Below are 26823 nucleotides of genomic sequence, written 5' to 3'. Positions count from 1 at the left end.
CATGGCTCTCAAGTCAAAGTCTGACGCCCGCGCGCGTCGTCACGCCCGCCTTCGCAAGAAGGTCGTCGGCACCGAGGCGCGTCCGCGTCTCGTCGTCAACCGCTCGGCCCGCCACGTCTTCGTGCAGCTGGTCGACGACAGCAAGGGTCACACCGTGGCGTCGGCTTCGACGCTCGAGACCGACCTGCGCTCGCTCGAGGGTGACAAGACCGCCAAGGCCCGCAAGGTCGGCGAGCTCCTCGCCGAGCGTGCGAAGGCTGCCGGCGTTTCCGAGGCAGTGTTCGACCGTGGCGGCAACCGCTACGCCGGTCGTGTCGCCGCCATCGCCGACGGCGCCCGCGAGGGGGGTCTGGCACTGTGAGTGACAACAAGGAGAACGAAGTGACCGAAGCGGCTGCTGCCACTTCCGAGACGGCTGCCGGCACCACGCAGGCTGAGCCGGCTCGCGATTCGCGTGATGGCCGCCGCGGCGGTCGTGACCGCAACCAGGGTGGCGGCCGTGACCGCAACTCCCGTGACCGTGGCGACAACCAGTTCCTGGAGCGCGTCGTCACCATCAACCGCGTCTCGAAGGTCGTGAAGGGTGGTCGTCGCTTCAGCTTCACCGCCCTCGTGGTCGTCGGTGACGGCAACGGTCTGGTCGGCGTCGGCTACGGCAAGGCCCGCGAGGTCCCTCTGGCGATCTCGAAGGGTGTCGAAGAGGCCAAGCGCAACTTCTTCCGCGTTCCGCGCGTCGGCAGCACCATCCCGCACCCCGTGCAGGGTGAGGCGGCCGCTGGTGTGGTCCTGCTCCGTCCGGCCGCTGCCGGTACCGGTGTCATCGCCGGTGGTCCGGTCCGCGCCGTGCTCGAGTGCGCCGGTATCCACGACGTGCTGTCGAAGTCGCTCGGCTCGTCGAACACGATCAACATCGTGCACGCGACGGTCACCGCCCTGAAGCAGCTCGAGGAGCCTCGTGCGGTCGCCGCGCGTCGTGGCCTCGAGTTCGACCAGGTCGCCCCTGCGCGCCTCGTGCGCGCCGAGGCCGAGGCCATCGCCGCACAGAAGGTAGGTGCCTGATGGCCGCGCGACTGAAGGTCACGCAGATCAAGTCCAAGGTGAGCGAGAAGCAGAACCAGCGTGACACGCTGCGCAGCCTCGGTCTGAAGCGGATCGGTGACACCACCGTCCGCCCCGACGACGCGCAGACGCGCGGTTACGTCAAGACCGTCGCCCACCTCGTCAAGGTTGAGGAGATCGACTAATGGCTGAGAAGAACGAGGCCGTCGAGGCTGAGAAGGCCACGAAGAAGGCTGCAGCTCCCAAGGCTGCCGCCGAGAAGAAGCCGGCCGCGAAGAAGGCTCCGGCCAAGACCGCTGCCGCCGACGCCAAGGCTGAGGGCGCTGCCAAGAAGCCGGCCGCCAAGAAGGCTGCGCCGAAGAAGGATGCTCCGGCGTCCCGCCCCGGCGTGCTGAAGGTGCACCACCTGCGTCCCGTGCCCGGATCCAACACCGCCAAGACTCGCGTCGGCCGTGGTGAGGGCTCCAAGGGTAAGACCGCTGGTCGTGGAACCAAGGGCACCAAGGCGCGCAACACCGTTCGCGTCGGCTTCGAGGGTGGGCAGATGCCGCTGCACATGCGCACCCCGAAGCTGCGCGGGTTCAAGAACCCGTTCCGCGTGGAGTACCAGGTCGTGAACCTGGAGAAGCTCGCGGAGCTGTACCCGAAGGGTGGCGATGTCACCATCGGCGACCTCGTCGCCAAGGGTGCCGTTCGCAAGAACGAGAAGGTCAAGGTTCTCGGAAACGGCGACATCGCCGTGAAGCTCACCGTTTCGGTCGACAAGGTCTCGGGTTCTGCCGAGCAGAAGATCGTCGCGGCTGGCGGATCCGTCAAGTAACCGCTTAGCAAGAGGGGTCGGAGATTCTCCGGCCCCTCTTGTGGTTTCACACTCCGAGACCTCGCTCTGGGGCCGCATCCGGCGGGCCTGGTATCGGTGGCGAATTCCGGGAAGCCCGGTTTGCGTTACCCTGGTCTTTCAGCCGTCCTTCGGGAATCGGCAACCTTTTCAGGAGGAACGTCCTTGTTTAGCGCCATCGCGCGGATCTTCCGCACCCCCGACCTGCGTCGGAAGATCGGTTTCACACTCGCCATCGTTGCGATCTACCGGCTCGGCTCCAACGTCCCGGCGCCGTTCGTGAACTTCCCGAACGTCGAAGAGTGTCTTGCCGCCAACGCGGGCACCGATGGGCTGCTCGGACTGGTCAACCTCTTCTCCGGCGGCGCGCTGCTGCAGCTGTCGATCTTCGCGCTCGGCGTCATGCCGTACATCACCGCGACGATCATCACGCAGCTCCTGCGCGTGGTCATCCCGCACTTCGAGGCGCTGCACAAGGAAGGACAGGCCGGCCAGGCCCGTCTGACCCAGTACACGCGTTACCTCACGATCGCCCTCGCGCTGCTCCAGTCGACGACTCTCGTCACGGTGGCCCGTAGCGGCCAGCTCTTCGGCACGACCGATCTCGCGGCCTGCCAGCAGCTTCTGACGAACGATGTGTGGTGGGCGCAGCTGCTCATCATCATGGCGATGACGGCCGGTACCGGCCTGATCATGTGGTTCGCCGAGCTCGTCACCGAGCGCGGCATCGGCAACGGCATGTCGCTGCTCATCTTCACCTCGATCGCCGCCACGTTCCCCGGTGCCATGAGCCTCATCTGGCAGACCAAGGGCTTCGAGGTCTTCCTGCTGGTGCTGCTGGTCGGAATCATCGTGATGGGGCTCGTCGTGTTCGTCGAGCAATCCCAGCGACGCATCCCGGTGCAGTACGCCAAGCGCATGGTGGGTCGACGCACCTACGGTGGCACGAACACCTACATCCCGATCAAGGTGAACATGGCGGGCGTGATCCCCGTGATCTTCGCCTCGTCGCTGCTGTACATCCCGGCGCTCATCGCGCAGTTCAACACCCCGCAGGACGGATCGACTCCGGCCGCCTGGGTGACCTGGATCACGACGAACTTCACGTCGGGCAACAGCCCGGTCTACATGGCCGCGTACTTCCTGCTGATCATCGGGTTCACGTACTTCTACGTGGCGATCACGTTCAACCCGGTCGAGGTCGCGGACAACATGAAGAAGTACGGCGGTTTCATCCCCGGCATCCGCGCGGGCCGCCCGACGGCCGAGTACCTCGACTACGTGCTCACCCGCATCACGCTCCCCGGCTCCCTGTACCTCGGTCTGATCGCGCTCATCCCGCTCATCGCTCTGGCCACCGTCGGCGCCAACCAGAACTTCCCGTTCGGCGGCGCCTCGATCCTCATCATCGTCGGTGTGGGTCTCGAGACGGTCAAGCAGATCGACGCGCAGCTGCAGCAGCGACACTATGAAGGGCTCCTCCGATGACAGCATCCGCACGTCTTCTCATCGTCGGCCCGCAGGGCTCCGGCAAGGGCACGCAGGGCGTGCGCATCGCCGAGTCCTACGGCATCCCGGTCGTCTCGACCGGCGACATCTTCCGGGCGAACATCAAGGAGGGGACGCCCCTCGGGCAGCAGGTCACCGCGATCCTCGACAAGGGCGACCTCGTTCCGGACGAGCTGACGAGCGAGATCGTGCGCGACCGCCTGTCACAGGAGGATGCCGCTCACGGCTTCCTGCTCGACGGCTACCCGCGCAACACCGCGCAGGTCGCCCACCTCGAGTCGTTCCTCGCCGAACGGGGACAGGCGCTCGACGCCGTCATCCTCCTCGACGTGCCGCGCGAGGAGAGTCTGGAGCGTCTGACGCTCCGTGCGACCGAGCAGGGACGCTCCGACGACACCCCGGAGGCCATCGGCCACCGCCTCGACATCTACGAGCGCGAGACCGCCCCGATCCTCGAGGTCTACGGGGCCAAGGGCATCGTCGACCGTATCGACGGCGTCGGCTCCCTCGACGAGATCACCGAGCGCATCGCCGAGGCCCTGGCCGCGCGCGGTCTGCGTCTCGCGGCCTCCGCCTCCTGAGATGTTCCGCCGGTCGATCTACAAGACCCCGGCTCAGCTGCGAGCCATGGTGGAGCCCGGCCTCATCACGGCGGCGGCACTGGATGCTGTCCGCCCGCTGATCAAGGCCGGTGTGACGACGCTCGAGCTCGACACGGTGGCGAACCGCACGATCCTCGCCCGCGGCGCCGAGTCGAATTTCCAGCTGGTGCGCGGCTATCACCACACCACCTGCATCTCGGTGAACGAGCAGGTCGTGCACGGGATCCCGGGGGAGCGGGTGCTCCAGCCGGGTGACATCGTGTCGGTCGACTGCGGTGCGCAGTTCCAGGGGTGGAACGGCGACAGCGCCATCACCGTGGTCGTGCCCGACCCGGAGCGCCCCGAGGTGGTCGCCCGTCGCGAGGAGCTCTCCCGCGTGACCGAGGGGTCCATGTGGGCGGGAATCGCCGCCATGGCCTCGGTCTCGTCCATCGACGAGATCGGTGCGGCCATCCAGGACTACATCGAGGCTCAGGGACCGTCAGCGGTCTCCGGCGAGCCATACGGCATCCTGCGCGAATACGTCGGACACGGCATCGGTCGCAAGATGCACGAAGCCCCCAGCGTCTTCAACTACCGCACACCCGACCGCGGTGAAGACGTGAAGCCCGGCCTCGTGCTCGCGATCGAGCCGATGGTCACCGCCGGTGGGGAGGCGACCTTCATCGAGGAGGACGACTGGACCGTCACCACGGTGGACGGCACAGACGGCTCCCATTGGGAACATAGCGTCGCCCTGCATGATGGGGGTATCTGGGTGCTGACTGCGCCCGATGGTGGAAGAGCCGGACTCGCCCCGTTCGGGGTCGAGCCTCGAGAGATCGGAAAGTAATGGCAGCGGCGAAGAGCAACACCAACTGGTTCGCGATCGGCGTCTCCATCGCCGTCGTCGTGGTGCTGGTGGCGATCGGTGGACTCGTGGTGTTCCTCAACAACCAGGCGACCTCGCCCGGCGCGGCGCCGAAGGCCAACGACACCTTCAACTCCGAGACCGGTGCGGTCTCGTTCGGCGACGGTGAAGACACCATCGCGGTGTTCGTCGACTTCCAGTGCCCGGTCTGCAAGACCTTCGAGGACCAGTTCGGTGCTCAGCTCGAAGCCGCGGCTGCCGACGGCCGCATCACGCTCGAGTACCACCCGATCGCGATCCTCGACCGTTTCTCGCAGGGCACCGAGTACTCCTCGCGGTCGGCAGGTGCCGCGTTCTGCGTCGCCGAGTCGAACCCTGACCTGTACCTCGACTTCGCCAAGACGCTCTTCGAGAACCAGCCCGAGGAGAACTCGACCGGTCTGACGAACGACCAGCTGGCCGGCTTCGCGACACAGGTCGGTGCGGACGACGCGGTCTCGTGCATCACCGACGAGACGTACCGCAAGTTCGGTGCGGCGCAGGCGAAGTCCCACGAGATCGCCGGCACGCCGACGGTGGACATCAACGGCACGCGCCTCAACCTGCAGGACCAGGCCGACCTGAAGAAGTTCACCGACCTGATCAGCTGAACCGGCGGCTTCCCGGCCCTGGCCGTCAAGTTGCCGGATGGCTCCGGAGCGTCTAACATAGATCTTTGGTGCTTTGTGCCTTGATTCGGCGTGTCCGGCGGTGCAGCACCACAAACCAATCACCCACCGCAGATCGACCGATCTGCAGAAGCGTCAGCGAGGCTATGGCTAAGAAAGACGGTGTCATCGAGATCGAGGGCGTGATCTCCGAGGCTCTGCCCAACGCGATGTTCCGCGTTGAGCTCAGCAACGGACACAAGGTCCTTGCAACGATCTCCGGCAAGATGCGGCAGAACTACATCCGTATCATCCCCGAGGACCGTGTGGTCGTGGAGCTCAGCCCCTACGACCTGACCCGCGGCCGTATCGTCTACCGCTACCGCTGATCGGTCGAGAAGTAACGGCCTGCCCCTGCCTGGGGCGGTACGAAGACAGCGAACAGGAAACATCATGAAGGTCAACCCCAGCGTCAAGCCCATCTGCGATCACTGCAAGGTGATCCGCCGTCACGGCCGCGTCATGGTGATCTGCAAGAGCAACCCGCGTCACAAGCAGCGCCAGGGCTGAGTCCCTGGCGGGCCCGCCGGTCTGATCGACGGGCCCGCGCTGCGCGGCATCGCTCACGCACATCTCACAACTGAAAACACAACGGCAGGATCAGAACTCGCGGAAGCGGGGGACACCTCGGGGCGGAGGCCCGGGCACCGATCCTGTTCCATACCTCCACAACACCCAGGAGAACCGCATGGCACGTCTTGCCGGCGTTGACATCCCGCGCGACAAGCGCGTGGTGATCGCCCTTACCTACATCTACGGCGTCGGCCGTACCCGCTCGGTCGAGATCCTCAAGGCGACGGACATCGACGAGAGCATCCGCGTGAAGGACCTCAGCGACGACCAGCTGATCGCCCTCCGCGACCACATCGAAGGCAACTACAAGGTGGAGGGTGACCTGCGCCGCGAGGTTGCAGCAGACATCCGCCGCAAGGTCGAGATCGGCTCCTACGAGGGCATCCGCCACCGTCGTGGTCTCCCGGTCCGTGGTCAGCGCACCAAGACCAACGCCCGTACCCGCAAGGGCCCGAAGCGCACCGTCGCAGGCAAGAAGAAGGCCCGCTAAGCGCGGCCCCAGGGACTAGGAGAACACTTTCATGGCTGCACCCAAGGCCGCCGCGCGCAAGCCGCGCCGCAAGGAAAAGAAGAACATCGCGCTGGGCCAGGCCCACATCAAGTCGACGTTCAACAACACGATCGTCTCGATCACCGACCCGTCCGGCGCCGTCATCGCCTGGGCATCGTCGGGTGGCGTGGGCTTCAAGGGCTCCCGCAAGTCGACCCCGTACGCCGCAGGCATGGCCGCCGAGTCGGCTGCCCGCCAGGCTGCGGAGCACGGCGTCAAGAAGGTCGACGTCCTCGTGAAGGGTCCGGGCTCCGGCCGCGAGACCGCGATCCGCTCGCTGCAGGCCGCCGGCCTCGAGGTGGGTTCGATCCAGGACGTCACCCCGCAGGCGCACAACGGCTGCCGTCCGCCGAAGCGTCGCCGCGTCTGATTCGCGTGTCGAGCCGCTCGGTCCCTTCGTGGTCTGAGCGGCTCGACGCCCGCGTGCGGGCATCGACTTCCACAACTCAAAACCTCACCCCACCACATGTCATATAGCGGGCATGTGATCGAAAGGAACACAGAGTGCTTATTGCACAGCGTCCCACACTGACCGAGGAAAAGATCGTCGAGAACCGTAGCCGGTTCATCATCGAGCCTCTGGAGCCCGGCTTCGGTTACACGATCGGCAACGCGCTGCGTCGCAGCCTGCTGTCGTCGATCCCCGGTGCTGCTGTCACCAGCGTTCGCATCGACGGCGTGCTGCACGAGTTCAGCACCATCCCCGGCGTGAAGGAGGATGTCACCGAGATCATCCTCAACATCAAGCAGCTCGTCGTCTCGTCGGAGCGTGATGAGCCCATCACCGCGTACCTGCGCAAGACCGGTGCGGGCGAAGTCACCGCCGCTGACATCTCGGCTCCGGCCGGTGTCGAGGTGCAGAACCCCGAGCTCGTCATCGCGACGCTGAACGACACCGCGAAGTTCGAGCTCGAGCTCACCATCGAGCGTGGCCGTGGCTACGTCTCGGCGACGCAGAACCGCAACGAGTACGCCGAGGCCGGTCAGATCCCGATCGACTCGATCTACTCGCCGGTCCTCAAGGTCAGCTACCGCGTCGACGCGACCCGTGCCGGGGAGCGCACCGACTTCGACAAGCTCGTCCTCGACGTCGAGACCAAGTCGGCCATCAGCCCCCGCGACGCCGTCGCTTCGGCTGCGAAGACGCTCACCGAGCTGTTCGGTCTCGCCCGCGAGCTGAACGTCGAGGCCGAGGGCATCGAGATCGGCCCGGCGCCGGTGGAGGCAGTGAACTCCAGCGAGCTGTCGATGCCGATCGAGGACCTCGACCTGTCGGTCCGCTCGTACAACTGCCTGAAGCGTGAGGGCATCAACACCGTTTCCGAGCTCGTCGCCCTGTCGGAGACGCAGCTCATGAACATCCGCAATTTCGGCCAGAAGTCGGTCGACGAGGTGCGCGACAAGCTCATCTCGCTCGGTCTGTCGCTCAAGGATTCGGTGCCCGGTTTCGACGGCGCCCACTTCTACGGCGGCAGCGAAGACGAGTCCTTCTGATACCCGACCTTTCTGACCAGGAGTTAGACGATTATGCCCAAGCCCACTAAGGGTCCCCGCCTCGGAGGCGGCCCCGCACACGAGCGCCTGATGCTTGCCAACCTCGCGGCGGCGCTCTACACCCACAAGTCGATCAAGACGACCGAGACCAAGGCCAAGCGCCTTCGTCCGCTCGCCGAGCGTCTGATCACCTTCGCCAAGCGTGGCGACCTGCACGCGCGTCGTCGCGTGCTGTCGGTCATCGGTGACAAGGAAGTCGTGCACGTCCTGTTCTCCGAGATCGCGCCGCTCGTCGCTGACCGTGAGGGCGGCTACACCCGCATCACGAAGGTCGGCAACCGCAAGGGCGACAACGCGCCTATGGCCGTGATCGAGCTCGTCCTCGAGCCCGTCACCCCGAAGGCGAAGTCGACCAAGAAGGCTGCTGCTCCGAAGGCCGAGAAGGCCGAGAAGCCGGCTGAGGTCGTCGAGGAGGCTCCCGCTGAGGAGGCTCCCGCCGACGAGACCGTCGAGGCCGGCGCCGAGTCGCAGGCCGAGGGCGAAGCAGCCGAGGCTGCCGCCGAGGACGCTGTCGAGAAGAAGTCCGAGTAAGTACTTCGCTCACGAAGAAGCCCGCCACCCCGAAAGGGATGGCGGGCTTCTTCGTGTACCCGGTGACGTCGTCAGCGGGTACGCAGATCCTTGCGCAGGATCTTCCCCGAGCTCGACTTGGGGATCACATCGATGAACTCCACCTGGCGTACCTTCTCGTGCGGCGCGACATGCGAGGCGACGTGGGCCATGACCGCCTCGGCATCGAGTTCGGCTTCCGGCTGGCGTACGACGAAGGCCTTGGGCACCTCCTGGCCGTCCTCATCGAGTGCGCCGATCACGGCGGCATCGGCGATGGAGGGATGCTCGAGCAGCACGGCTTCCAGCACGGCCGGAGCCACCTGGTAGCCCTTGTACTTGATGAGTTCCTTGAGCCGGTCGACGATACGGTAGATGCCCTCATCGGTGACGGTGGCGACATCACCGGTGTGCAGCCAGCCGTCGGCATCGAGCATCTCTGCCGTGGCGTCCGGGCGGTTGAGGTAGCCGACCATGACCTGCGGTCCCCGCACCCACAGTTCGCCGGGCTCGCTCGCGCCCTCTGCCGGCACTGTGACGTCTTCGCCCGAATCGGGATCGACGAGCCGTGCTTCGGTGTTCGGGACGAGCGGCCCGATGGTCGAACGGTCGATGTCGGTGCGCGCCTCGGAGATGAGGTTGACCGCGGGGCTGGTCTCGGTCATGCCGTACCCCTGGGTCACGATGCACCCCAAGCGGTTGGCCACCGCCGAGGCCAGGGCGCCGTCGAGAGGCGCGGCGCCGGAGAAGATCACCTTCACGGCGGAGAGGTCGTACTGGTCGACGATCGGATGCTTCGCGAGCGCGACTGCGATCGGGGGAGCGACGAACACCCAGGTGGTGCGGTGATCGGCGATGATGCGCAGGAACTCGGGGAGGTCGAACTTCGGCATCGTTACGAGCCCGGCCCGTTGACGCAGCGCGAAGTTCAGCAGCACCGTCATGCCGTAGATGTGGAAGAAGGGCAGGACGGCGAGCACCCGGTCACTGGCATCGACGCCGAGGACCGGACGGCACTGCGACACGTTGGCCACCAGGTTGCGGTGCGTGAGCATGACGCCCTTCGGGCGGCCGGTCGTTCCCGAGGAGTAGGGGAGGACGGCGAGATGGGTCGCCGGGTCGAATGTCACGTCCGGTGCGGGGTGCCCTTCGCTGAGCAGCGCGGGGAGGGACGGGTGGCCCTCGGCGCCATCGAGAACGATCACGTGGTCGGCGTCGAACCCGAGCTTGTCCGCGGCGGCCTGTGCGCCGGGAAGCAGAGGGGAGACCGTCACGAGCCAGGTCGCTCCGGCGTCGGTGAGCTGGTTCGCGATCTCGTCGGCGGTGTAGAGGGAGTTGATGGTGGTGGCCGTCGCCCCCGCGCGGAGGATGCCGTGGAAAACGGTGGCGAAGGCCGGGATGTTCGGACAGAGGACGCCGACAGTGGTGCCCACCCCGACTCCGCGTGCCGCGAGGGCGCCGGCGAAAAGGTCGATCTGTCCGACGAGCTGCCGGTAGGTGGTGGTCGCCCCGCTCATCCCGTCGACGAGGGCGATGGTGTCGAGTTCGGCTTCGGAGAGATCGCCGAACAGGAACTCGTGGATGGAGACCTCGGGGATCTCCACATCGGGATAGGTACTGCGAACCATGAGATCTCCTTCGATCCGGGCAGGCTGACGACGACGTCGAATGCGATCCAGTGTCGCACACAATGGCACTGCGTCCCAGGGGTGACGGGCTTCAGACGGCGTCGTTCGACCGGTAGCGGGTACTCGGGCGGCCCTTGGTCGAGTAGTCGAGCGTGCGGGTCGCTCGGCCGGAGCCGGCGAGATGCTCGAGGTAGCGGCGGGCGCTGACGCGCGAGATCTCGAGGTCGTCGCCGATCTCGGTCGCCGAAGCGTCGGGGCGCGCAGCGAGAGCTGCGCAGACACGATCGAGCGTCTCGGCGCTCAGTCCCTTGGGGAGCCCGAGTCGCTGTCGGAACGCGATGATCGCATCCGCGGCCTCGACCCGTCGCACCACGTCATGCAACTCGGTGTGATCGCGCAACAGCAGCGTCGCTCCGATGCCTTCGCCGTCTGCCTCGCTTCCGGTGCTGCGGGCGACGAGCACGTGCGCCCCGACGATCACCGGCCGGCCGGCGGACTCGCCCTCCCGGAGCACCGTGGCGAGCTCTGTGCCCAGGACCTCGGCGGCGGGTTCGCCATCGAGATCGGCGGCATCCCTGTCGAGGAATCGGGCGGCGGCGTCGTTGACGAGCGTGATCCGCCCGGTGCCGTCGACCGTGATGACCCCTTCGCTCAGACCGTGCAGCGTGGTCTCCTGGTTCTTCACGAGAGCGGCGATCTGGTGGGGTTCGAGACGGTAGATGCGCCGCCGGATGATGGAGGTCACCCACGCCGAGCCGAACACCCCGAGAACAGCAGCCGCCAGCATCGCCGAGATCAGCCAGACGAGATTGGCCGAGAACTCCTCGTTGAGCTCCGACTCGAGAATCCCGACGGATGCGGTGCCGATAACGTCGCCCTCATCGTCACGGATGGGCACCTTGACCCGCCACGACGTGCCGAGCGTGCCGGTCTGCGTGCCGACGTAGATCTCGCCGGCGAGAGGGATCGACGGGTCGGTGGAGACCTTCTCGCCGATGCGCTCCGGATTCGGGTGCGAGTAGCGGATGCCGTCTTCGTTGGCGACGACGACGTAGGCGAGATCGGAGGCCTCGCGGATGACCTCGGCGATCGGCTGGATGGCTGCGGAGGGCTCGGCATCGTCGAACGCCGCGTGCACCGTCGGGAGCGCGGCGATCGACTGGGCCACGGCCTGCATCCGGTCCTTGTACGCCTCGCGGAGAGCCTGCTCCTGGAACGCGCCGGCCACGATGCCGGTCGCCAGGGTCACCAGGAACACGATCAGCGCCTGCAGCACGAGCAACTGCACGCGGAGCGTCATCTTCGAGGCCACCTGCTCATTCTGGCCCTTCGGCGAGTGCGGTGCGAGCGGGCGGGAGAGCCGCTCGTGACCAATAGTTCCGAAACTCCGACCAATGGTTTCCGAAGCTGGAGCAGGCGCAGCTCCCGCTCCAGGGTGGAGCCACAGCACCACGAACGCTCAAGGAGGAGCGCACATGAAGAACGCACGCATCGCAACCCTGGCCGGGCTGGCCGCGGTCGCAGCCCTCACACTCACCTCGTGCGCGGGAGGCAGCGCAGCGACCGACGACGGTGGAGGGGAAGCAGAGACCGCCACCGTCACCGACGTCTCGATCGTGGTCCCGGCGGATCCCGGTGGGGGATGGGATCAGACGGGCCGGGCGCTGTCGCAGGTGCTCACGCAGGACGACCTCGTGGCCTCCGCCCCGGTGACCAACGTGGGCGGTGCCGGTGGCACGGTCGGCCTCGCCCAGCTCGCCAACGAGAAGGACCCGAACACGCTGATGGTGATGGGCCTGGTCATGGTCGGAGCGGTCGAGACCAACGCCTCGGCCGTGCGGATCGAGGACACCACACCGATCGCCCGGCTCACCGACGAACCGCTCGTCGTGGTGGTGCCGGCCGACTCGAAGTACGACACGCTCGAAGACCTCGTCGAAGACGTCGTCGACAACGGCCAGGCGGTCACGATCACCGGCGGCTCGGCGGGCGGCGCCGACCACATCCTCGCCGGTCTCATGCTCGAGGAAGCAGGACTCGACGGGGCCGAGATCGCCGAGAAGCTGAACTACACGCCGAACTCCGGCGGCGGCGAGGCCGTTCCGCTGCTGATCGGCGGCAAGGTCGCCGCGGGCATCTCGGGCGTCGGCGAGTTCGCGCAGCACATCGAGAGCGGCGCGCTCAAGGCTCTGGCTGTCTCGAGCGAGGAGCCGGTGTCTCAGCTCCCGGATGTCCCGACCATCACCGAGGAGGGGTACGACGTGGTCCTGACCAACTGGCGCGGCGTGATCGCCCCCGGTGGCATCTCCGACGGCGAGAAGGACGAGCTGGTGCGCGTGATCACCGAGCTGCACGAATCCGAGGCGTGGACGGAGCAGCTGGAGACCAAGGGGTGGACCGACGCGTTCCTGGTCGGCGCGGAGTTCGATGACTTCCTCACCGGGAACATCGAAGAGGTCACGGCGACGCTGAAGAACATCGGTCTGGTGCAGTGACATGACGGTCCCCGCCTCATCGGGGACCGAGGAGCAGGGGGTGCGGGTCGACCACGATGGTCGACCCGCACGCCGCTCTCCCTCCGTCCCCCTCGGCGAGCTCGTGTTCGCCGGAATCATGGTCGCGCTCGGCGTCTTCGCCGTCGTCGGCATCTTCCTGATCCACGTCCCCGTCGGGATGAAGGCCGGTCCGACGGTCTTCCCGATCTTCGTCTCGGTCATCCTGCTCGCCTCGGCCGTCGCCGTTCTCATCGGCGTGCTGCGCGGGGAGCGCGGCGGTGCGGAGGAGGCGGAGGACATCGATGAGAGCCTGCCGACCGACTGGGTCACCCTCGCCAAGCTGGCCGGTCTCGTCGTCGCGCACCTGCTCCTGATCGAGCCGCTGGGGTGGGCGCCGGCGGCCGCTCTGCTGTTCGGCGGGGTCGCGTGGTCGCTCGCCGCCAAGCGGTGGTGGATGGCGTTCCTGATCGGCATCGTGGTCGCGCTCGTGATCCAGGTCGTCTTCGGCGGTCTGCTCGGCCTGTCGCTGCCCTGGGGCCCTGCTCTCGGCTGGCTCGGAAGGATGTTCTGATGGACAGTTGGACCCTGCTCCTGGAGGGCTTCGCGACCGCGCTGCAGCCGCAGTACCTCGCCTTCGCCTTCCTCGGCGTCTTCGTCGGCACCGCGGTCGGGGTGCTCCCGGGCATCGGCCCCGCGATGACGGTGGCGCTGCTGCTTCCCCTCACCTACACGCTCGACCCCGCAGCGGCGTTGATCACATTCGCGGGCATCTACTACGGCGGCATGTACGGCGGCTCGACGACGAGCATCCTCCTGAACACACCGGGGGAGTCGGCCTCGATAGTCACAGCGATCGAGGGCAACAAGATGGCCAGGATGGGGCGGGGCGCTGCCGCGCTCGCCACCGCCGCCATCGGGTCCTTCATCGCCGGCACCCTGGCGACGCTGGGCCTCACGCTGCTCGCACCGCTGCTCGCGCAGTTCGCCGTGAACCTCGGGCCCGCCGACTACGTGGCCCTCATCGTCATCGCGTTCATCACGGTCGGCGCGCTGATCGGCAGCTCGATCTCGCGCGGCATGCTCTCGCTCGGCGTCGGCCTGTTCCTCGGGCTGGTCGGCACCGACTGGCTCTCCGGTCAGCAGCGCTACACGCTGGGGCTTCCCGCACTGTCGGACGGCGTCGACATCGTGCTGGTCGCCGTCGGCCTGTTCGCGGTCGGGGAGACGTTCTACATCGCCGCCCGGTTGCGGCACGGCGGGGTCGATGTGATCCCGGTCACCCGAGGATGGCGTTCATGGATGACGAGGTCCGATTGGCGGAGGTCCTGGAAGCCGTGGCTGCGCGGCACGGCGATCGGCTTCCCGATCGGCACGATCCCCGCCGGCGGCGCGGACGTCGCCACGTTCCTGTCGTATGCGACCGAGCGCAAGCTGTCGAAGCACCGCGACGAGTTCGGCCGCGGTGCGATCGAGGGCGTCGCCGGTCCGGAGTCGGCGAACAACGCCGCGGCCGCCGGAGTGCTGGTGCCCCTGCTCACGCTGGGCCTGCCGACGACGGCGACTGCGGCGATCATCCTCACGGCGTTCCAGTCGTACGGCATCCAACCGGGACCGCTGCTGTTCGAGAGCCAGTCGAACCTGGTGTGGGCGCTCATCGCGAGCCTCTACATCGGCAACGTGATCCTGATCGTGCTCAACCTGCCGCTCGTGGGCATGTGGGTGAAGCTGCTGCAGATCCCGCGGCCGTATCTGTACGCGGGCATCCTCCTGTTCGCGGTGTTCGGGGCCTACGCGCTGCACAGTTCGCCGGCGGACATCGTGATCCTGCTGATCGTCGGCATCCTCGGATACTTCATGCGCCGGTACGGCTATCCGGTCGCACCGCTCGTGGTCGGCATGATCCTGGGGCCGATGGCCGAGGAGCAGCTGCGCAAGGCGCTGCAGCTGAGCCAGGGGGATCTGAGCACGCTCGTCATGCAGCCGTTCGCGGCGATCGCCTACGGGGTGCTCGCCCTGCTGATCGTCGGCGGACTCTGGTTGCGGCGTCGCCAGCGCCGGTACGAGCAGGCGCTGACCGCGTCGATCGCGGTGCCGATCAAGGCGGACTCCGAGGTCTGATCCGCGACGCGGGTTCGAGAGGGGAGGAGGCCGCGAGTAGGCTGATCCGGTGAGTGACGTACAGGCCCCCGCACGAGGGCCTCGCGCCTACGCGGCGTTCATCGGCATCGGCCTTCTCGCCGGCCTCCTCTCCGGACTCTTCGGCGTGGGCGGTGGCACGGTCATCGTTCCGCTTCTCGTGCTCCTGCTGCACTTCGATCAGCGCCTCGCGGCAGGGACATCCCTCGCGGCGATCGTGCCGACGGCGAGCGTCGGCGTCATCTCCTACGCCACGACCGGGTCTGTCGCCTGGATCCCCGCGATCATCCTCGCCGCCGGCGCCGTGGTGGGTGCGCAGATCGGCACACGGCTGCTGCCGCGCATCTCGCAGACCGCCCTGCGCTGGGGTTTCGTCGGCTTCCTGCTGGTCGTGATCGTCAGCCTCTTCCTGGTCATCCCCTCGCGCGATGCCGCGTTCGAACTGTCCTGGCTGACAGGTATCGCCCTCGTCGGCGTGGGCATCGGCACCGGCATCCTCGCCGGGCTCATCGGCGTCGGCGGCGGTGTGATCGTCGTGCCCGTGCTGATGCTGGCGTTCGGCACCAGCGACCTGGTCGCCAAGGGCACGTCGCTGCTCATGATGATCCCGACGGCGATCTCGGGCACCGTGGGAAACCTCCGCAACCGCAACGTCGATCTGCTCGCCGCGCTGCTCATCGGCGTCTCCGCCTGCACGACGACGGCGCTCGGGGCATGGTTGGCGACGATCGTCGATCCGACTCTCGGCAACATGCTGTTCGCGGCATATCTGGTCGTGATCGCGGTGCAGATGGCGATCAAGGCGGTCAGAGGGCGCAAACGGGCCTGAGCGTGTCCGGATGAAGGGATCTTCATCCACGGCTCATCTGCCCATCATGATCGACGGGCATCATGGGGTCATGCCCACTCCACGTCGCCTTCTCGTCACCGGCGCCCTGATCGCGATCCCGGTCGCCTTCGCGGTCGGAAGCGTCGTGCTGGCGCAGATGCCGCCCTCGCCGCGGATCCCTACCGAACCCGTGTCGGTGCAGCTCGCGCCGCCGGTGCCGAGCGAGGTGCCTGCGCCCGTGCCTGCGCCGGCACCTGCGCCTGCGCCGGGACCTGCGCCGGCCCCTGCCCCGGCACCGGTACCTGCGCCTGCGCCCGCCCCACCCGCTGGCGACGACGACGATGACGGTGGCGGCGATGATGACTGACGCCCCTACCCTGCCCCTGGATCTCGACGAGAGCGCCACGCCGCACGCGCCGACGCGTGCGGCGGCGCAGGGCCTCGCGGCCACCGGTGCGCCGCTGCGCACCTTGCGCCGACGCACTCTGCCCGCCCGCTGGCGTATCACGCTGTGGATCATCCTCAGCACCGCCATCACGCTCCTCGCCGTCGGCATGGTCGGCCGCAGCATCTTCCTCGCCGGTGTGGAGCAGTCGGCCAACGCCGAGATCGAGCAGGAGGCCTCCGAGTTCTCCCGATTCGCGGAGGATGCCGCGGCCAGTGGTCACACGACGGCCGAGGAACTGGTCAGCGAGTACGTCGCCCGCCAGTCCGTGCACGAGAACGAGGTCGTGATCGCCACCGTCGAGGGGGCGGTGATCGCGGTCGCGAACGGCCGGGTGCAAGCGACGGATGCCTCCGCGCTCGCCGCGGTGCCGGGCGGGGAGGCGCTCGTGAACCGGCTGCTCGATGAGACGTCGGCGTCCGGCGCGATGGATCCGCCCGACGTGGGCCCCCTGCGCTGGGGGCGGTTGGAGTTCACCACCGGTGATCGCGGCGGTGCGGTGCTGATCGTGCAGTACACGCAGGAGGCGCGCTCGCAGGTCGACGCGGGATTCGCCACGATCGCGTGGGTGGCGCTGATCGGGATCCTGCTCAGCTCCGGCGTCGCCTGGCTCGTCGCCGGGCAGATCCTGGCTCCCGTGCGAGAGGTGTACCGGGTCGCCCGCGACATCGGAGAGCACGACCTCTCGGCGCGCGTGCCGGTCGAGGGCACCGACGACATCGCGGCCGTGGCCACGACCTTCAACCAGATGCTCGACCGCCTCGAGGCCGTGCACGCGACGCAGCAGCGCTTCGTCGACGATGCGGGGCACGAGCTGCGCACGCCGATCACCATCGTCCGCGGTCAGTTGGAACTGCTGAGCGAAGACCCGGAGGAGCGTGCGGCGATCCTGCGTCTCGTCAGCGACGAGCTCGACCGGATGAGCCGCATCGTCACCGACCTGCTCGTGCTCGCGAGGGCCGAGCAGCCCGACTTCGTGCGGGTCGCGAACTGCGACACCGCCGCCCTCACCCTCGACATCGAGGCCAAGGCGCAGAACCTCGGAGATCGTCGCTGGCAGCTCATGGAGGTGGCCGAGGGGACGGCGGCGCTCGATCCCCAGCGGGTGACCCAGGCCGTGCTGCAGCTCGCGGCGAACGCGGTGCAGGTGACCGAGACAGGTGACCGCATCCTCATCGGCTCGCGCTTCGACGGCGAGGGGAGCGAGCGGCGGCTGCGGCTGTGGGTGCGCGACTCCGGTCCCGGGGTCGCCGTGGCCGACGCCGAGCGCATCTTCGAGCGCTTCGCCCGCGGCGACAGCTCTGGTGCGCGACGAGGGTCGGGGCTCGGGCTCGCGATCGTGCGGGCGATCACCGATGGACACGGCGGTTCAGCCTGGGTCGACAGCGTGTTCGGAGAAGGTGCCACGTTCGGCATCGACCTTCCGGCACCCACCACCACGCGGTTCGACACCGCGGCAGAGAGGAGCGAGTGAGATGCGCAGCATCCTCATCGCGGAAGACGACCCGCACATCACCTCGTTCGTCCGCCGGGGCCTGCGCGCGGCCGGCTACGAGACCGCCGAGGCGGCCGACGGCCACACCGCGCTGCTGATGGCCCGCAGCGGCATGTTCGATCTGGTGCTGCTCGACATCGGGCTCGGCGGCATGGACGGTTTCGACGTGCTCGCCAACCTGCGCGGCGAGGGCGTCGCGACACCGGTCATCATCCTCACCGCCCGTGACTCGGTCATCGACACGGTGCGGGGCTTGGAGAACGGGGCGAACGACTACGTCACCAAGCCGTTCCAGTTCGCCGAGCTCATCGCCAGGGTGCGGCTGCGGATCGGCGACGGCGAGGGACGCGCGGCCGGGCCCGTACTCACCCACGGCGATGTGCGGGTGGATGTGCGCGCCCGCACGGTCACGGTCGACGGCGACATGCGCGAGCTCACCTCGCGGGAGTTCGCCCTGCTCGAGGTGTTCCTGCAGAACGCCGGCCAGGTGCTGTCGCGCGACCAGCTGATCGGGCACGTGTGGGGGATGGACTTCGATCCGGCCTCCAACGTGGTCGACGTGTACGTTCGGGCACTGCGCGGCAAGATCGGTGTCGATCGCATCGAGACGGTGCGCGGGGCGGGATACCGATTCCGATGAGTGATCCCACCCATACCCATGCCGAGAACGCGCGCCGGCTGGCCGAGCCGTCGGCGGTCGAGCGCACGCGATTCTCGACGATGCCGCCGCAGCGCCCGACTCCGTTCCCCGGTCGCAACCCGGCCGGAGGTGGCTTCGCGGTGCGCCGGCTCGGGCGTGGGCGCATCCTCAGCCTCCTCGCCCTCGGACTCGTGCTGATCGCGGGGCTCGCCATGGCGCTGTCGTCGCTGTCTCAGGGCGCCGGCCCCGGCCGGGTGACCATGCCGATCGCCGTGACTCTCACCGTGTTCCTGCTCGCGGTGTGGGCGTGGACATCCACCGGCCTCGATGACACGCTCGTCGCCTTCCTCGCCGCGATCGCCCTGATCGTCACCGGCGTGCTGCCGGCGAGCGACTTCTTCGCCTCCCTCGGCGACGAGACCATCTGGCTGCTCATCGGCGCGTTCGTGATCGCCTCCGCAGTGTCGTCCTCCGGCCTCGCTCTGCGCGGTGCCTCGCATCTGCTGCGGTTCGCACGCGGGCCGCGGAGCCTGTTCCACCTGACGACCGTAGCCCTCACGCTCACCGCCTTCGCCGTGCCCGCCACCTCCGGGCGCGCCGCGCTCGCCGTCCCGGTGCACACGGCGGTCGCGGCCGCGCTTCCCGGACGCGAGCGGGTGATCCGCGCCCTCGCCCTGCTGATGCCGACCGTGGTCCTGCTCTCGGCCGTCGGCTCGCTGCTCGGCGCGGGGGCGCACATCGTGACGGATCAGCTGCTGCGGGCCGCGGGCGAGCAGGGCTTCACGTTCCTGAGCTGGCTCTGGCTCGGGCTGCCTCTCGCCACGGTCTCGTCGCACCTGGCCTGCGAGCTCATCCTCTGGCGCTTCACCTGCCGCGACGACCGCAGCACGCCGCTGCGGATGAGCGCGACGGATATCGGTCGCTCCGCATCGACCGCCGTGACCGGACCTCTCAGCACCATGGAGCGACGCGCTGGCGTGCTGCTGGGCGGCGTGATCCTCCTCTGGGCCACGGAACCGCTGCACCATCTGTCGCCGGCATTGGTCGCCCTCATCGGAGCCGTCGCCGCCGTGACGCCCGGGATCGGCTGCCTGACCTTCCCCGCTGCGATCAAGCGCGTGCCGTGGTCGCTGCTGCTGTTCCTCGCCGCGACTCTCGCGCTGGCATCCGCGCTCACCAGCACGGGCGCCGCCGCCTGGTTGAGTTCGTCGGCGCTCGCCCCGCTCCGGGGGCTCGGCGCCGCGGGAGCCGTCGCGTTCGTGCTCGTGGTCATCGCGATCTCGACCGCCGCGCACCTGCTGATCCCGTCGCGGTCGGCCCGCTCCGCCGCGATCGTCCCGGTCGTGATCGCGCTCGCTCCCGCACTCGGCGTCTCCCCGATGGCGGCGGCGTTCGCCTCGACCGCCGCGGCCGGGTTCTGCCACACGCTCCCCAGTTCGGCGAAGCCGGTCGCCATGTTCGCCGACCCCGACATCGTGAGCGGGGGCTTCACCCCGCTGGACCTGCGCCGGCTCTCGGTGCTGCTGGCACCGGCGATGTTCGTGCTCGTGGCCGTCTTCGCCCTGTGGGTGTGGCCTCTGATGGGGCTGCCGCTGCTGCTCTGATCCGCGGCCCCGGCCCATCCCACACCCGCTTCACTCCGCGTGCACCGCCGGTGCACCGGTGCTCGTCGTGCCCGCACACCGGGCGCTCGTCGCCCGTCTCGGGCGCAGAAGGAGGAATCATGTCGATCCACACCCCGCAGCGCATCCTGGTCGCACCCAGTGGCTTCAAGGAGAGCCTGAGCGCCGAGGCCGTGGCCCAGGCGATCGCCGCCGGCGTTCGTCGGGTCATCCCCGGCGTGCAGGTGGACGAGTACCCGGTGCCGGACGGCGGAGAGGGCACGGCCGCCGCGCTCGCCGCGGCGACCGGAGGCGAGCTCATCCCGGCACGGGTGACGGGCCCCGTCGGCGACCCGGTGGACGCGCATTGGGCGCGGCTCGGTGGGCACGCCATCGGGACCGCCATGGTCGAGATGGCCTCGGCAGCGGGTCTGCGGCTCGTGCCGCGCGATCGCCGCGACCCGGGGGAGACGACGACGCGTGGCGTGGGCGAGCTGATCGCCTCTGCGCTGGACGCCGGTGTGGAGCGGATCGTGGTCGGCTGCGGCGACTCCGGCACGAGCGACGGCGGTGCCGGAGCGCTCGAAGCGCTCGGCGTGCGCATCCTCGACCGCGACGGTGTGCCGATCACCGCGGGCGGGCGGCATCTCCGCGATGCGGTGCGCCTCGATCTCGCGGGTCTTCATCCCCGCATCGGCGAGGTCGAGATCGTGCTCGCCTGCAACATCCACAACGTCCTGTGCGGACCGCGCGGCGTGGCCAGGGTGTTCGGTCCGCAGAAGGGAGCGACGTCCGAGCAGGTCGAGGAGCTCGCGGACGCCCTCGACGTCTGGGCCGGTCTGCTTGAGGAGCAGAGCCCGTTCGGAGCGGCGATGGATGTGCGCACCGGCGGCGGCACCGGCGCCTCTGGCGGGCTCGGGGCGGGTCTCGCCGCCGTGCTCGGTGCGCGTCTCGCCCCGCGTTTCGAGGTGCTCCTCGACAGCGGGCTGCTGCCCGAGCCCCTCGATGAGCTGATGGCGGTGGCCGATCTCGTCATCACCGCCGAAGGGGCGATCGACTTCCAGACGCCTCGGGGCAAGGTGCCGGCCGAGATCGCGATGCGCGCCCGAGTCGCCGGCGTCCCGGTGCTCGGCATCGCCGGATCGCTGGGTGTCGGCGCGCCGACCGTGCATGACATCGGCATCGACGCGATCGCCTCGATCATCACCGTGCCGATGCCCCTCGAACAGGCGGTGGAACACGGCGAGGCACTGCTGCGCGACGCCGCGGAGCGCAGCATGAGGATGGTGCTGCTCGGATCGGCGATGTCCGCGCGTGCGGCCTGAACTCCCGGGAGCCGACCCGCGGCCTGGGTCGCCGCCACCCCTCGGTAGGATCGAAGGGTGGCAGTGAACCAAGATCTGGTCGGCCGGGAGTTCCCGCCGACGGCCCCGTACCTCGTCGGCCGCGAGAAGGTGCGCGAGTTCGCTCGTGCCGTCTTCGCCGACGCCCCGCAGCACACCGACCTGAAGGCGGCCCGCGCGGCGGGCTTCTCCGACGTCGTGGCGCCGCCGACCTTCGCGATGGTCATCCAGGACCTCTCGCTCCAGCAGCTCCTGGGGCAGGAGGATTCCGGCATCGTGCTCGCGCGCACCGTCCACGCCGAGCAGCGCTTCACCTACACGCGCCCCATCGTCGCGGGCGACGAGCTCACCGCGCAACTGCGCGTCACCGGCATCCGGATGATGGGCGGCAACGCGATGATCACCAGCGAGGCCGAGATCACCGACCCCGCGGGTGCCCACGTCGTCACCGCCACCAGCGTGCTGCTGGTCGGTGCCGAGCCGAGCGCGGATGAAGGAGAGGCCGCCTGATGGGCTACACCGTCGGAGACGTGCTCGCCGAGCGCACCGTACACCTGACCCGCGGGTCGCTGGTGCGGTACGCGGGAGCGTCCGGAGACTTCAACCCGATCCACTACCGCGATGATGTCGCCGCGTCCGTCGGGCTTCCCGGCGTGCTCGCGCACGGCATGCTCACGATGGGCATCGCCTCGTCGGCGGTCGTCGCGGCTCTCGACCCGGCCACGCGCATCCTCGACTACGGCGTGCGCTTCACCAAGCCGGTCGTGGTCGACCCCGACGAGGGCGCTGATATCACCGTCGTCGCCACGGTCGGCGCCGTCGACGACGAGTCCGCGCGCATCGACCTCAAGGTCACGTTCGGCGACACCACCGTGCTCGTCAAGGCGCAGCTGCGCGTCGCTGTCTGATGAGGGCGAGCTGATGCGGGAGATCGAGCCGGTCCGTCTGGCGGAGCTGACCACGCTGCGCACAGGAGCAGCACCGGAGCGGATGTTCGAGGCGACGACGACGGCGGGTCTCGTCGATGCTCTGCGTGAGACGTGGGCGCGCGGCGACGAGTGGTTCGTCCTCGGTGGCGGCTCCAACCTCTTCGTGGGCGACGAGCCGTTCGAGGGCACGGTCATCCGCGTGCGCACCGAGGGCATCGAGGAGCTGCCGTCCCCGCACGCTGGCCGCATCCGTCTGCGCGCGCAGGCCGGCCACGGGTGGGACGACCTCGTCGCCTATGCCGTCGCCCACGGGTATGCGGGCCTCGAGGCCATGAGCGGGATCCCCGGCACGGTCGGCGCCGCCCCCGTGCAGAACATCGGGGCGTACGGGCAGGAGATCCAGGAGACGCTGGTCGAGGTCGAGCTGATCGACGAGTCGACCGGCGAGATCTCGACGGTTCCCGCTGCCGAGCTCGGGCTGGGTTTCCGCACCTCGGTGCTCAAGCATCACCATGGCAGTGTGCCGCTGCGCCGTGCCGTGATCCTCTCCGTGACCGTCGACCTGCTGATCGCGGGCGAGCGTGTGGTGCGCGGTGAGCAGCTGCGTCGGGCACTGGGTCTGACCGATGAGACACCGGTTCCGCTCGGCTGGGTGCGCGAGCGCATTCTCTCGACTCGCGCGTCGAAGGGCATGCTGCTCGACGCGGATGACCCCGACACCCACGGCGTCGGCTCCTTCTTCCAGAACGCGATCGTGACGGCGGCGGTCGCCGGCTCGTTGCCCCCGGAGTGCCCGCGCTGGCCGGTCGCCCCCGATCTGGACGCCGTGACCGTGATCCCGTTGGCGTCTTATGACGGACAGGTGCCGCTGTCGAAGCCCGCGGCGGTCTCCGACGTGAAGGTGAGCGCGGCGTGGCTGATCGAGCAGGCGGGCATCCGCAAGGGGTTCAAGCTCCCGCGCTCCCGCGCATCCGTGTCGACGAAGCATGCGCTCGCGCTGACCAACCGTGGCGGGGCGACCGCGGGTGAGGTCGCCGAGCTCGCCCGGTTCATCCAGAGCAGGGTGCACGCCGAGTTCGGTCTCGTGCTGCAGCCGGAGCCGGTTCTCGTCGGCGTCGAACTCTAAGGCGTCGAACGCCAAGGCGTCGAACCGCAAGGCGTCGAACCGCAGGACACGTCGGCTGTCGCGGCTACACTCGCGGCATGAGCGGATTGATCCCGTACCTGCTGTTCCCCGGCAACGCCGCGGAGGCGCTGCGTCATTATCGATCGGTGTTCGGCGGTGAGCTCCAGCTGCTCGACTACGCCACCGCAGGGAGGCACGACGGCCCCGGCGATGCGATCGCGCACGGGCAGCTGAGCGGACTGGTCGAGATCGCCGGAGCGGATGCCGGAGCCGATGACGATGCCGTGCAGATGGGCGGCATGTTCCTCTCGCTCCTCGGCACGGCCGACGCCCTCACTCTGACCGACTGGTACGACGAGCTCGCCGCCGGCGGCCGCGTGATCGACGCACTGCAGAAGCGACCCTGGGGTGACTTCGACGGCACGCTCGTCGACCGTTACGGCGTGCGCTGGCTGATCGGCTTCCGTCCCGAGGACTGAGGTGTCCCGCTGCCGAAGTAGGAACGAGACGACGGCAGGAGGATCAACACGACCGCCGCCGTGGTGACGGCGAGGGCCGCGATGGCGACCCAGAACTCCCAGATCGGGGCTGCTACCGCCGGAACATAGAGCGCGAGCGGGAGCGGGAACAGCAGGGTCGCGTATCGGGCCCACGACTTTCGTCTGATCACGAGCACCGTGATGGTCGCGTAGACGACCACCGGTACGAAGGCGAGCGCACTGAGCCACTGACGCGACTCTCCTCCCCAGTACCAGAGGAAGGGAGCGACTGCGAGGGAGAGGAAGAAGACCAGCACGGTCACCGTGATCAGGATGGGGAATGCCACCCGCAGAGTCACCGGCATCCGCTCATACTCCCGCTCGCCGTTCGTCATGCCTCCAGTATCGCTGACCCTCGCCTGAGGGCAGGAGACGTCGTGACGAAGGCCCCTCCCATCTGCAGACGGGAGGGGCCTTCGTCGGGTTCCGCGGGTCAGGCGAACAGACGCTGCAGGCGCTGCACGCCCTCGAGCAGCTGCTCGTCGCCCAGTGCGTATGACATGCGGATGTAGCCGGAGGGACCGAAGGCCTCGCCGGGGACGACCGCGACCTCGGCCTGGTCGAGGATGAGATCGGCGAGTTCGAGCGAGGTGGTCGGGGTCACGCCGCCCCAGGTGCGGCCCAGCAGGCCCTGCACGTCGGGGTACACGTAGAACGCGCCCAGCGGGTTCGGCACGACGAGGCCGTCGATCTTCGACAGCTCCGAGACGATCAGCTGGCGGCGACGGTCGAAGGCCTGGCGCATCTGCTCGGCCTCGTCCTGCGGGCCGGTGAGCGCGGCGATCGCGGCCTTCTGGGCGACGTTGTTCACGTTGCTGGTGAGGTGCGACTGCAGGTTGCCGGCGATCTTGATGGCATCGGCCGGCCCGACCATCCAGCCCACGCGCCAGCCGGTCATGGCGTAGGTCTTCGCGACGCCGTTGACGAGGATCGTCTGGCCGGCGACCTCGGGCACGGCGTCGACGATCGAGGTGGCCTTGACGCCCTCGTAGGTGAGGTTCTGGTAGATCTCGTCGCTGATGATCCAGATGCCGTGCTCGAGCGCCCACTCGCCGATGGCCTTGGTCTCCTCGGCGGTGTAGACGGAGCCGGTGGGGTTCGACGGGGAGACGAACACGAGGGCGGTGGTGCGGGCGGTGCGTGCGGCTTCGAGCTGCGCGACCGTGACCTTGTACTCCTGGTCGGCCCCGGCGAAGACCTCGACGGGGGTGCCGTCGGCGAGGCGGATGGCCTCGGGGTACGTGGTCCAGTACGGGGCGGGCAGCAGCACCTCGTCGCCGGGGTTCACCACGGCCTGGAAGGCCTGGTAGACCGACTGCTTGCCGCCGTTGGTGACGATGACCTGGCTCGGAGACACCTCGAGTCCGGAGTCGCGGAGGGTCTTCGCCGCGATCGCCTCGCGCAGCGCCGGGAGGCCGGGAGCGGGCGTGTACCGGTAGCTCGCCGGGTCGGCCAGAGCCTCGGCCGCCGCATCCACGATGAACTGCGGCGTCGCGAAGTCGGGCTCGCCGGCAGCGTACGAGATGACGTCCTTGCCTTCGGCCTTGAGGGCCTTGGCCTTGGCATCGACCTTGAGGGTCGCGGACTCGGCGATGGCGGACAGCTTGCGGGAGAGGGGAGCGCGTTCGGTCACGATTACGAGCGTACTCGGGTCGGCGCGGCAGGAGAGGTGTGGGATGCCGCCAAGATCCGGAGTTCTTTCGGGTTCGGAAGGTCAGTCGGTCGTGAGTCCGTGCGCCTGTGCGACGGCCGGAAGCGTGATGCGTCCGCCCTGCACGTTCAGACCCGCGGCCAGCGCGGCGTCGTCGGCCGCCGCCCGCTCCCAGCCCTTGCCGGCGATCGCCGAGACATAGGGGAGGGTCGCGTTCGTCAGTGCACGGGTCGCGGTCTCGGGAACCGCGCCCGGCATGTTCGCCACGCAGTAGTAGATCGAGTCGTGCACCGCGAATGTGGGGTCGTCGTGGGTGGTCGGGCGCGAGCCCTCGAAGCACCCGCCCTGGTCGATCGCGATGTCGACGAGCACGGACCCCGGCTTCATCGCGGCGACCATGTCGTCGGTCACGAGCTTGGGGGCCGCGGCACCGGGGATGAGCACGGATCCGATCACGAGGTCGGCGGTCTTGAGCTCTTCGGCGATGTCGTAGCGGCTTGACGCACGGGTCTCGAGGGCGCCGCCGTAGCGGTGCTCGAGCTCGCGCAGACGCGGTAGGGAGACGTCGATCACGGTGACCTTCGAGCCGAGTCCGAGGGCGTTCGCCGCGGCGTGTTCTCCAGCGACGCCGCCGCCGATCACGACGGTTTTGGCGCGCGGCGTGCCGGCGATGCCGCCGAGCAGCATTCCACGTCCGCCCTGGGAACGCAGCAGCGAGTACGAGCCCATGGTGACCGAGAGGCGTCCGGCGATCTCGCTCATCGGCACGAGCAGCGGCAGGCTGCGGTCGGAGAGCTGCACGGTCTCGTACGCGACGGCGGTGGTCCCCGCCTCGACGAGGGCCGTCGTCAGCGCGCGGTCGGCAGCGAGATGCAGGTAGGTGAAGAGGGTGAGGTCGTCGCGCAGGAAGCCGTACTCCTGGGCGATCGGCTCCTTGACCTTGATGACCATATCGGCCTCGCCCCACGCGTCGGCGGCGGTGGCGACGATCTCTGCGCCGGCGGCCCGGTAGTCGTCGTCGGTGATGCGCGAGCCGAGCCCGGCCCCGGACTGCACGAGCACCCGGTGGCCCTCGTGCACCAGACGGTCGGCGCCGGCGGGAGTGAGGGAGACGCGGTTCTCGTTGTTCTTGACCTCGGTGGGGACGCCGATCTTCATTGATCCTCCAGGTTCGA

32 protein-coding genes are annotated in these 26823 nt (G+C 68.6%); 27 read left to right on the top strand and 5 right to left on the bottom strand.

Annotated features, from left to right (window positions below; genetic code table 11):
• The first annotated feature begins 1 nt into the window (after window position 1).
• From rplR to rplQ, 14 genes are all read left to right on the top strand, one after another.
• On the top strand, window positions 2-361 hold the full coding sequence (gene rplR, locus L687_RS38155) for a 50S ribosomal protein L18 (protein ID WP_017201578.1): 360 nt from the start codon (window positions 2-4) through the stop codon (window positions 359-361).
• Between the two features lie 20 nt (window positions 362-381).
• On the top strand, window positions 382-1059 hold the full coding sequence (rpsE, locus tag L687_RS38150; protein WP_017829196.1) for a 30S ribosomal protein S5: 678 nt from the start codon (window positions 382-384) through the stop codon (window positions 1057-1059).
• Window positions 1059-1244 (top strand): 50S ribosomal protein L30, encoded by a 186-nt coding sequence (gene rpmD / locus L687_RS38145; RefSeq protein WP_017201575.1) that lies wholly within the window; start codon window positions 1059-1061, stop codon window positions 1242-1244. Before rpsE ends, rpmD begins: the two co-directional genes overlap by 1 nt.
• A complete protein-coding gene (gene rplO / locus L687_RS38140) occupies window positions 1244-1879 on the top strand; it encodes a 50S ribosomal protein L15 (RefSeq protein WP_021201116.1) in 636 nt (211 codons plus the stop codon). Before rpmD ends, rplO begins: the two co-directional genes overlap by 1 nt.
• A gap of 183 nt (window positions 1880-2062) precedes the next feature.
• On the top strand, window positions 2063-3385 hold the full coding sequence (secY, locus tag L687_RS38135) for a preprotein translocase subunit SecY (RefSeq protein ID WP_021201115.1): 1323 nt from the start codon (window positions 2063-2065) through the stop codon (window positions 3383-3385).
• The gene (locus tag L687_RS38130) at window positions 3382-3987 is read left to right on the top strand and encodes an adenylate kinase (RefSeq protein ID WP_021201114.1); all 606 of its coding nucleotides are present in this window, start codon (window positions 3382-3384) and stop codon (window positions 3985-3987) included. The genes secY and L687_RS38130 overlap by 4 nt, the downstream gene beginning before the upstream one ends.
• Window position 3988: 1 nt before the next feature.
• Complete coding sequence (gene map, locus L687_RS38125; RefSeq protein ID WP_021201113.1) at window positions 3989-4840, top strand: type I methionyl aminopeptidase; 852 nt, start codon at window positions 3989-3991, stop codon at window positions 4838-4840.
• Window positions 4840-5508 (top strand): DsbA family protein, encoded by a 669-nt coding sequence (locus tag L687_RS38120; RefSeq protein WP_021201112.1) that lies wholly within the window; start codon window positions 4840-4842, stop codon window positions 5506-5508. Before map ends, L687_RS38120 begins: the two co-directional genes overlap by 1 nt.
• A 164-nt stretch (window positions 5509-5672) precedes the next feature.
• On the top strand, window positions 5673-5894 hold the full coding sequence (gene infA / locus L687_RS38115) for a translation initiation factor IF-1 (RefSeq protein WP_017201569.1): 222 nt from the start codon (window positions 5673-5675) through the stop codon (window positions 5892-5894).
• A 64-nt stretch (window positions 5895-5958) separates the two neighbouring features.
• Complete coding sequence (gene rpmJ, locus L687_RS38110; protein WP_005050492.1) at window positions 5959-6075, top strand: 50S ribosomal protein L36; 117 nt, start codon at window positions 5959-5961, stop codon at window positions 6073-6075.
• 178 nt (window positions 6076-6253) lie between these two features.
• A complete protein-coding gene (gene rpsM / locus L687_RS38105; protein ID WP_017201568.1) occupies window positions 6254-6628 on the top strand; it encodes a 30S ribosomal protein S13 in 375 nt (124 codons plus the stop codon).
• A gap of 31 nt (window positions 6629-6659) precedes the next feature.
• On the top strand, window positions 6660-7058 hold the full coding sequence (rpsK, locus tag L687_RS38100; protein ID WP_017829189.1) for a 30S ribosomal protein S11: 399 nt from the start codon (window positions 6660-6662) through the stop codon (window positions 7056-7058).
• Between the two features lie 134 nt (window positions 7059-7192).
• Window positions 7193-8182 carry a DNA-directed RNA polymerase subunit alpha gene (locus L687_RS38095; protein WP_021201111.1) on the top strand — a complete coding sequence of 330 codons (990 nt, stop codon included), beginning with the start codon at window positions 7193-7195 and terminating at the stop codon, window positions 8180-8182.
• A 33-nt stretch (window positions 8183-8215) separates the two neighbouring features.
• Entirely contained in the window at window positions 8216-8773 is a 558-nt protein-coding gene (rplQ, locus tag L687_RS38090; protein ID WP_031207971.1) for a 50S ribosomal protein L17, read from the top strand.
• Window positions 8774-8844: 71 nt separating this feature from the next.
• On the opposite strand, the gene L687_RS38085 is transcribed toward rplQ, so the two are convergent.
• Together L687_RS38085 and L687_RS38080 are read right to left on the bottom strand one after the other, a co-directional pair.
• Window positions 8845-10419: an AMP-binding protein gene (locus L687_RS38085; protein ID WP_021201109.1), complete on the bottom strand. Its 1575-nt coding sequence runs from the start codon at window positions 10417-10419 to the stop codon at window positions 8845-8847.
• A gap of 91 nt (window positions 10420-10510) precedes the next feature.
• The gene (locus tag L687_RS38080; RefSeq protein WP_021201108.1) at window positions 10511-11731 is read right to left on the bottom strand and encodes a PAS domain-containing protein; all 1221 of its coding nucleotides are present in this window, start codon (window positions 11729-11731) and stop codon (window positions 10511-10513) included.
• 163 nt (window positions 11732-11894) lie between these two features.
• Here L687_RS38080 and L687_RS38075 point away from each other — a divergent pair, with 163 nt between their 5' ends.
• The 13 genes from L687_RS38075 to L687_RS38015 all read left to right on the top strand — a co-directional run bounded on the left by L687_RS38075 (window position 11895) and on the right by L687_RS38015 (window position 23937).
• Window positions 11895-12914, top strand: a complete 1020-nt coding sequence (locus tag L687_RS38075; RefSeq protein ID WP_021201107.1) for a Bug family tripartite tricarboxylate transporter substrate binding protein — start codon at window positions 11895-11897, stop codon at window positions 12912-12914.
• Window position 12915: 1 nt separating this feature from the next.
• Window positions 12916-13485, top strand: coding sequence for a tripartite tricarboxylate transporter TctB family protein (locus L687_RS38070; RefSeq protein ID WP_021201106.1), 570 nt, complete (start codon window positions 12916-12918; stop codon window positions 13483-13485).
• A complete protein-coding gene (locus tag L687_RS38065) occupies window positions 13485-15032 on the top strand; it encodes a tripartite tricarboxylate transporter permease (protein WP_021201105.1) in 1548 nt (515 codons plus the stop codon). Before L687_RS38070 ends, L687_RS38065 begins: the two co-directional genes overlap by 1 nt.
• Window positions 15033-15081: 49 nt before the next feature.
• Window positions 15082-15879, top strand: coding sequence for a sulfite exporter TauE/SafE family protein (locus L687_RS38060; RefSeq protein ID WP_017829181.1), 798 nt, complete (start codon window positions 15082-15084; stop codon window positions 15877-15879).
• 70 nt (window positions 15880-15949) lie between these two features.
• A complete protein-coding gene (locus tag L687_RS41665; RefSeq protein WP_136025474.1) occupies window positions 15950-16246 on the top strand; it encodes a hypothetical protein in 297 nt (98 codons plus the stop codon).
• The gene (locus L687_RS38050) at window positions 16239-17798 is read left to right on the top strand and encodes a sensor histidine kinase (protein WP_084487451.1); all 1560 of its coding nucleotides are present in this window, start codon (window positions 16239-16241) and stop codon (window positions 17796-17798) included. The genes L687_RS41665 and L687_RS38050 overlap by 8 nt, the downstream gene beginning before the upstream one ends.
• 1 nt (window position 17799) lies before the next feature.
• On the top strand, window positions 17800-18459 hold the full coding sequence (locus L687_RS38045) for a response regulator transcription factor (RefSeq protein WP_021201102.1): 660 nt from the start codon (window positions 17800-17802) through the stop codon (window positions 18457-18459).
• Window positions 18456-20063 carry an SLC13 family permease gene (locus L687_RS38040; RefSeq protein ID WP_021201101.1) on the top strand — a complete coding sequence of 536 codons (1608 nt, stop codon included), beginning with the start codon at window positions 18456-18458 and terminating at the stop codon, window positions 20061-20063. Before L687_RS38045 ends, L687_RS38040 begins: the two co-directional genes overlap by 4 nt.
• A gap of 119 nt (window positions 20064-20182) precedes the next feature.
• The gene (locus L687_RS38035) at window positions 20183-21385 is read left to right on the top strand and encodes a glycerate kinase family protein (protein ID WP_021201100.1); all 1203 of its coding nucleotides are present in this window, start codon (window positions 20183-20185) and stop codon (window positions 21383-21385) included.
• A gap of 57 nt (window positions 21386-21442) precedes the next feature.
• Window positions 21443-21913: an FAS1-like dehydratase domain-containing protein gene (locus L687_RS38030; protein WP_021201099.1), complete on the top strand. Its 471-nt coding sequence runs from the start codon at window positions 21443-21445 to the stop codon at window positions 21911-21913.
• Entirely contained in the window at window positions 21913-22311 is a 399-nt protein-coding gene (locus L687_RS38025; RefSeq protein ID WP_021201098.1) for a MaoC/PaaZ C-terminal domain-containing protein, read from the top strand. The genes L687_RS38030 and L687_RS38025 overlap by 1 nt, the downstream gene beginning before the upstream one ends.
• Window positions 22312-22324: 13 nt before the next feature.
• Window positions 22325-23458, top strand: coding sequence for a UDP-N-acetylmuramate dehydrogenase (locus tag L687_RS38020; RefSeq protein WP_021201097.1), 1134 nt, complete (start codon window positions 22325-22327; stop codon window positions 23456-23458).
• Between the two features lie 77 nt (window positions 23459-23535).
• Window positions 23536-23937, top strand: coding sequence for a VOC family protein (locus L687_RS38015; protein ID WP_021201096.1), 402 nt, complete (start codon window positions 23536-23538; stop codon window positions 23935-23937).
• Here L687_RS38015 and L687_RS38010 read toward each other — a convergent pair.
• The 3 genes from L687_RS38010 to ald form a co-directional block, all read right to left on the bottom strand.
• Complete coding sequence (locus tag L687_RS38010) at window positions 23895-24332, bottom strand: hypothetical protein (RefSeq protein ID WP_021201095.1); 438 nt, start codon at window positions 24330-24332, stop codon at window positions 23895-23897. The two genes, L687_RS38015 and L687_RS38010, sit on opposite strands and share 43 nt — an antisense overlap.
• Window positions 24333-24430: 98 nt before the next feature.
• Window positions 24431-25630, bottom strand: a complete 1200-nt coding sequence (locus L687_RS38005; RefSeq protein ID WP_021201094.1) for a pyridoxal phosphate-dependent aminotransferase — start codon at window positions 25628-25630, stop codon at window positions 24431-24433.
• A gap of 81 nt (window positions 25631-25711) precedes the next feature.
• Window positions 25712-26806: an alanine dehydrogenase gene (gene ald / locus L687_RS38000; protein WP_021201093.1), complete on the bottom strand. Its 1095-nt coding sequence runs from the start codon at window positions 26804-26806 to the stop codon at window positions 25712-25714.
• Window positions 26807-26823 lie beyond the last annotated feature (17 nt).

Origin of the sequence: Microbacterium maritypicum MF109 (assembly GCF_000455825.1) — a bacterium.
Taxonomy (GTDB): Bacteria; Actinomycetota; Actinomycetes; order Actinomycetales; family Microbacteriaceae; genus Microbacterium; species Microbacterium maritypicum_A.
This window is presented reverse-complemented; position numbering and strand designations above follow the sequence as displayed.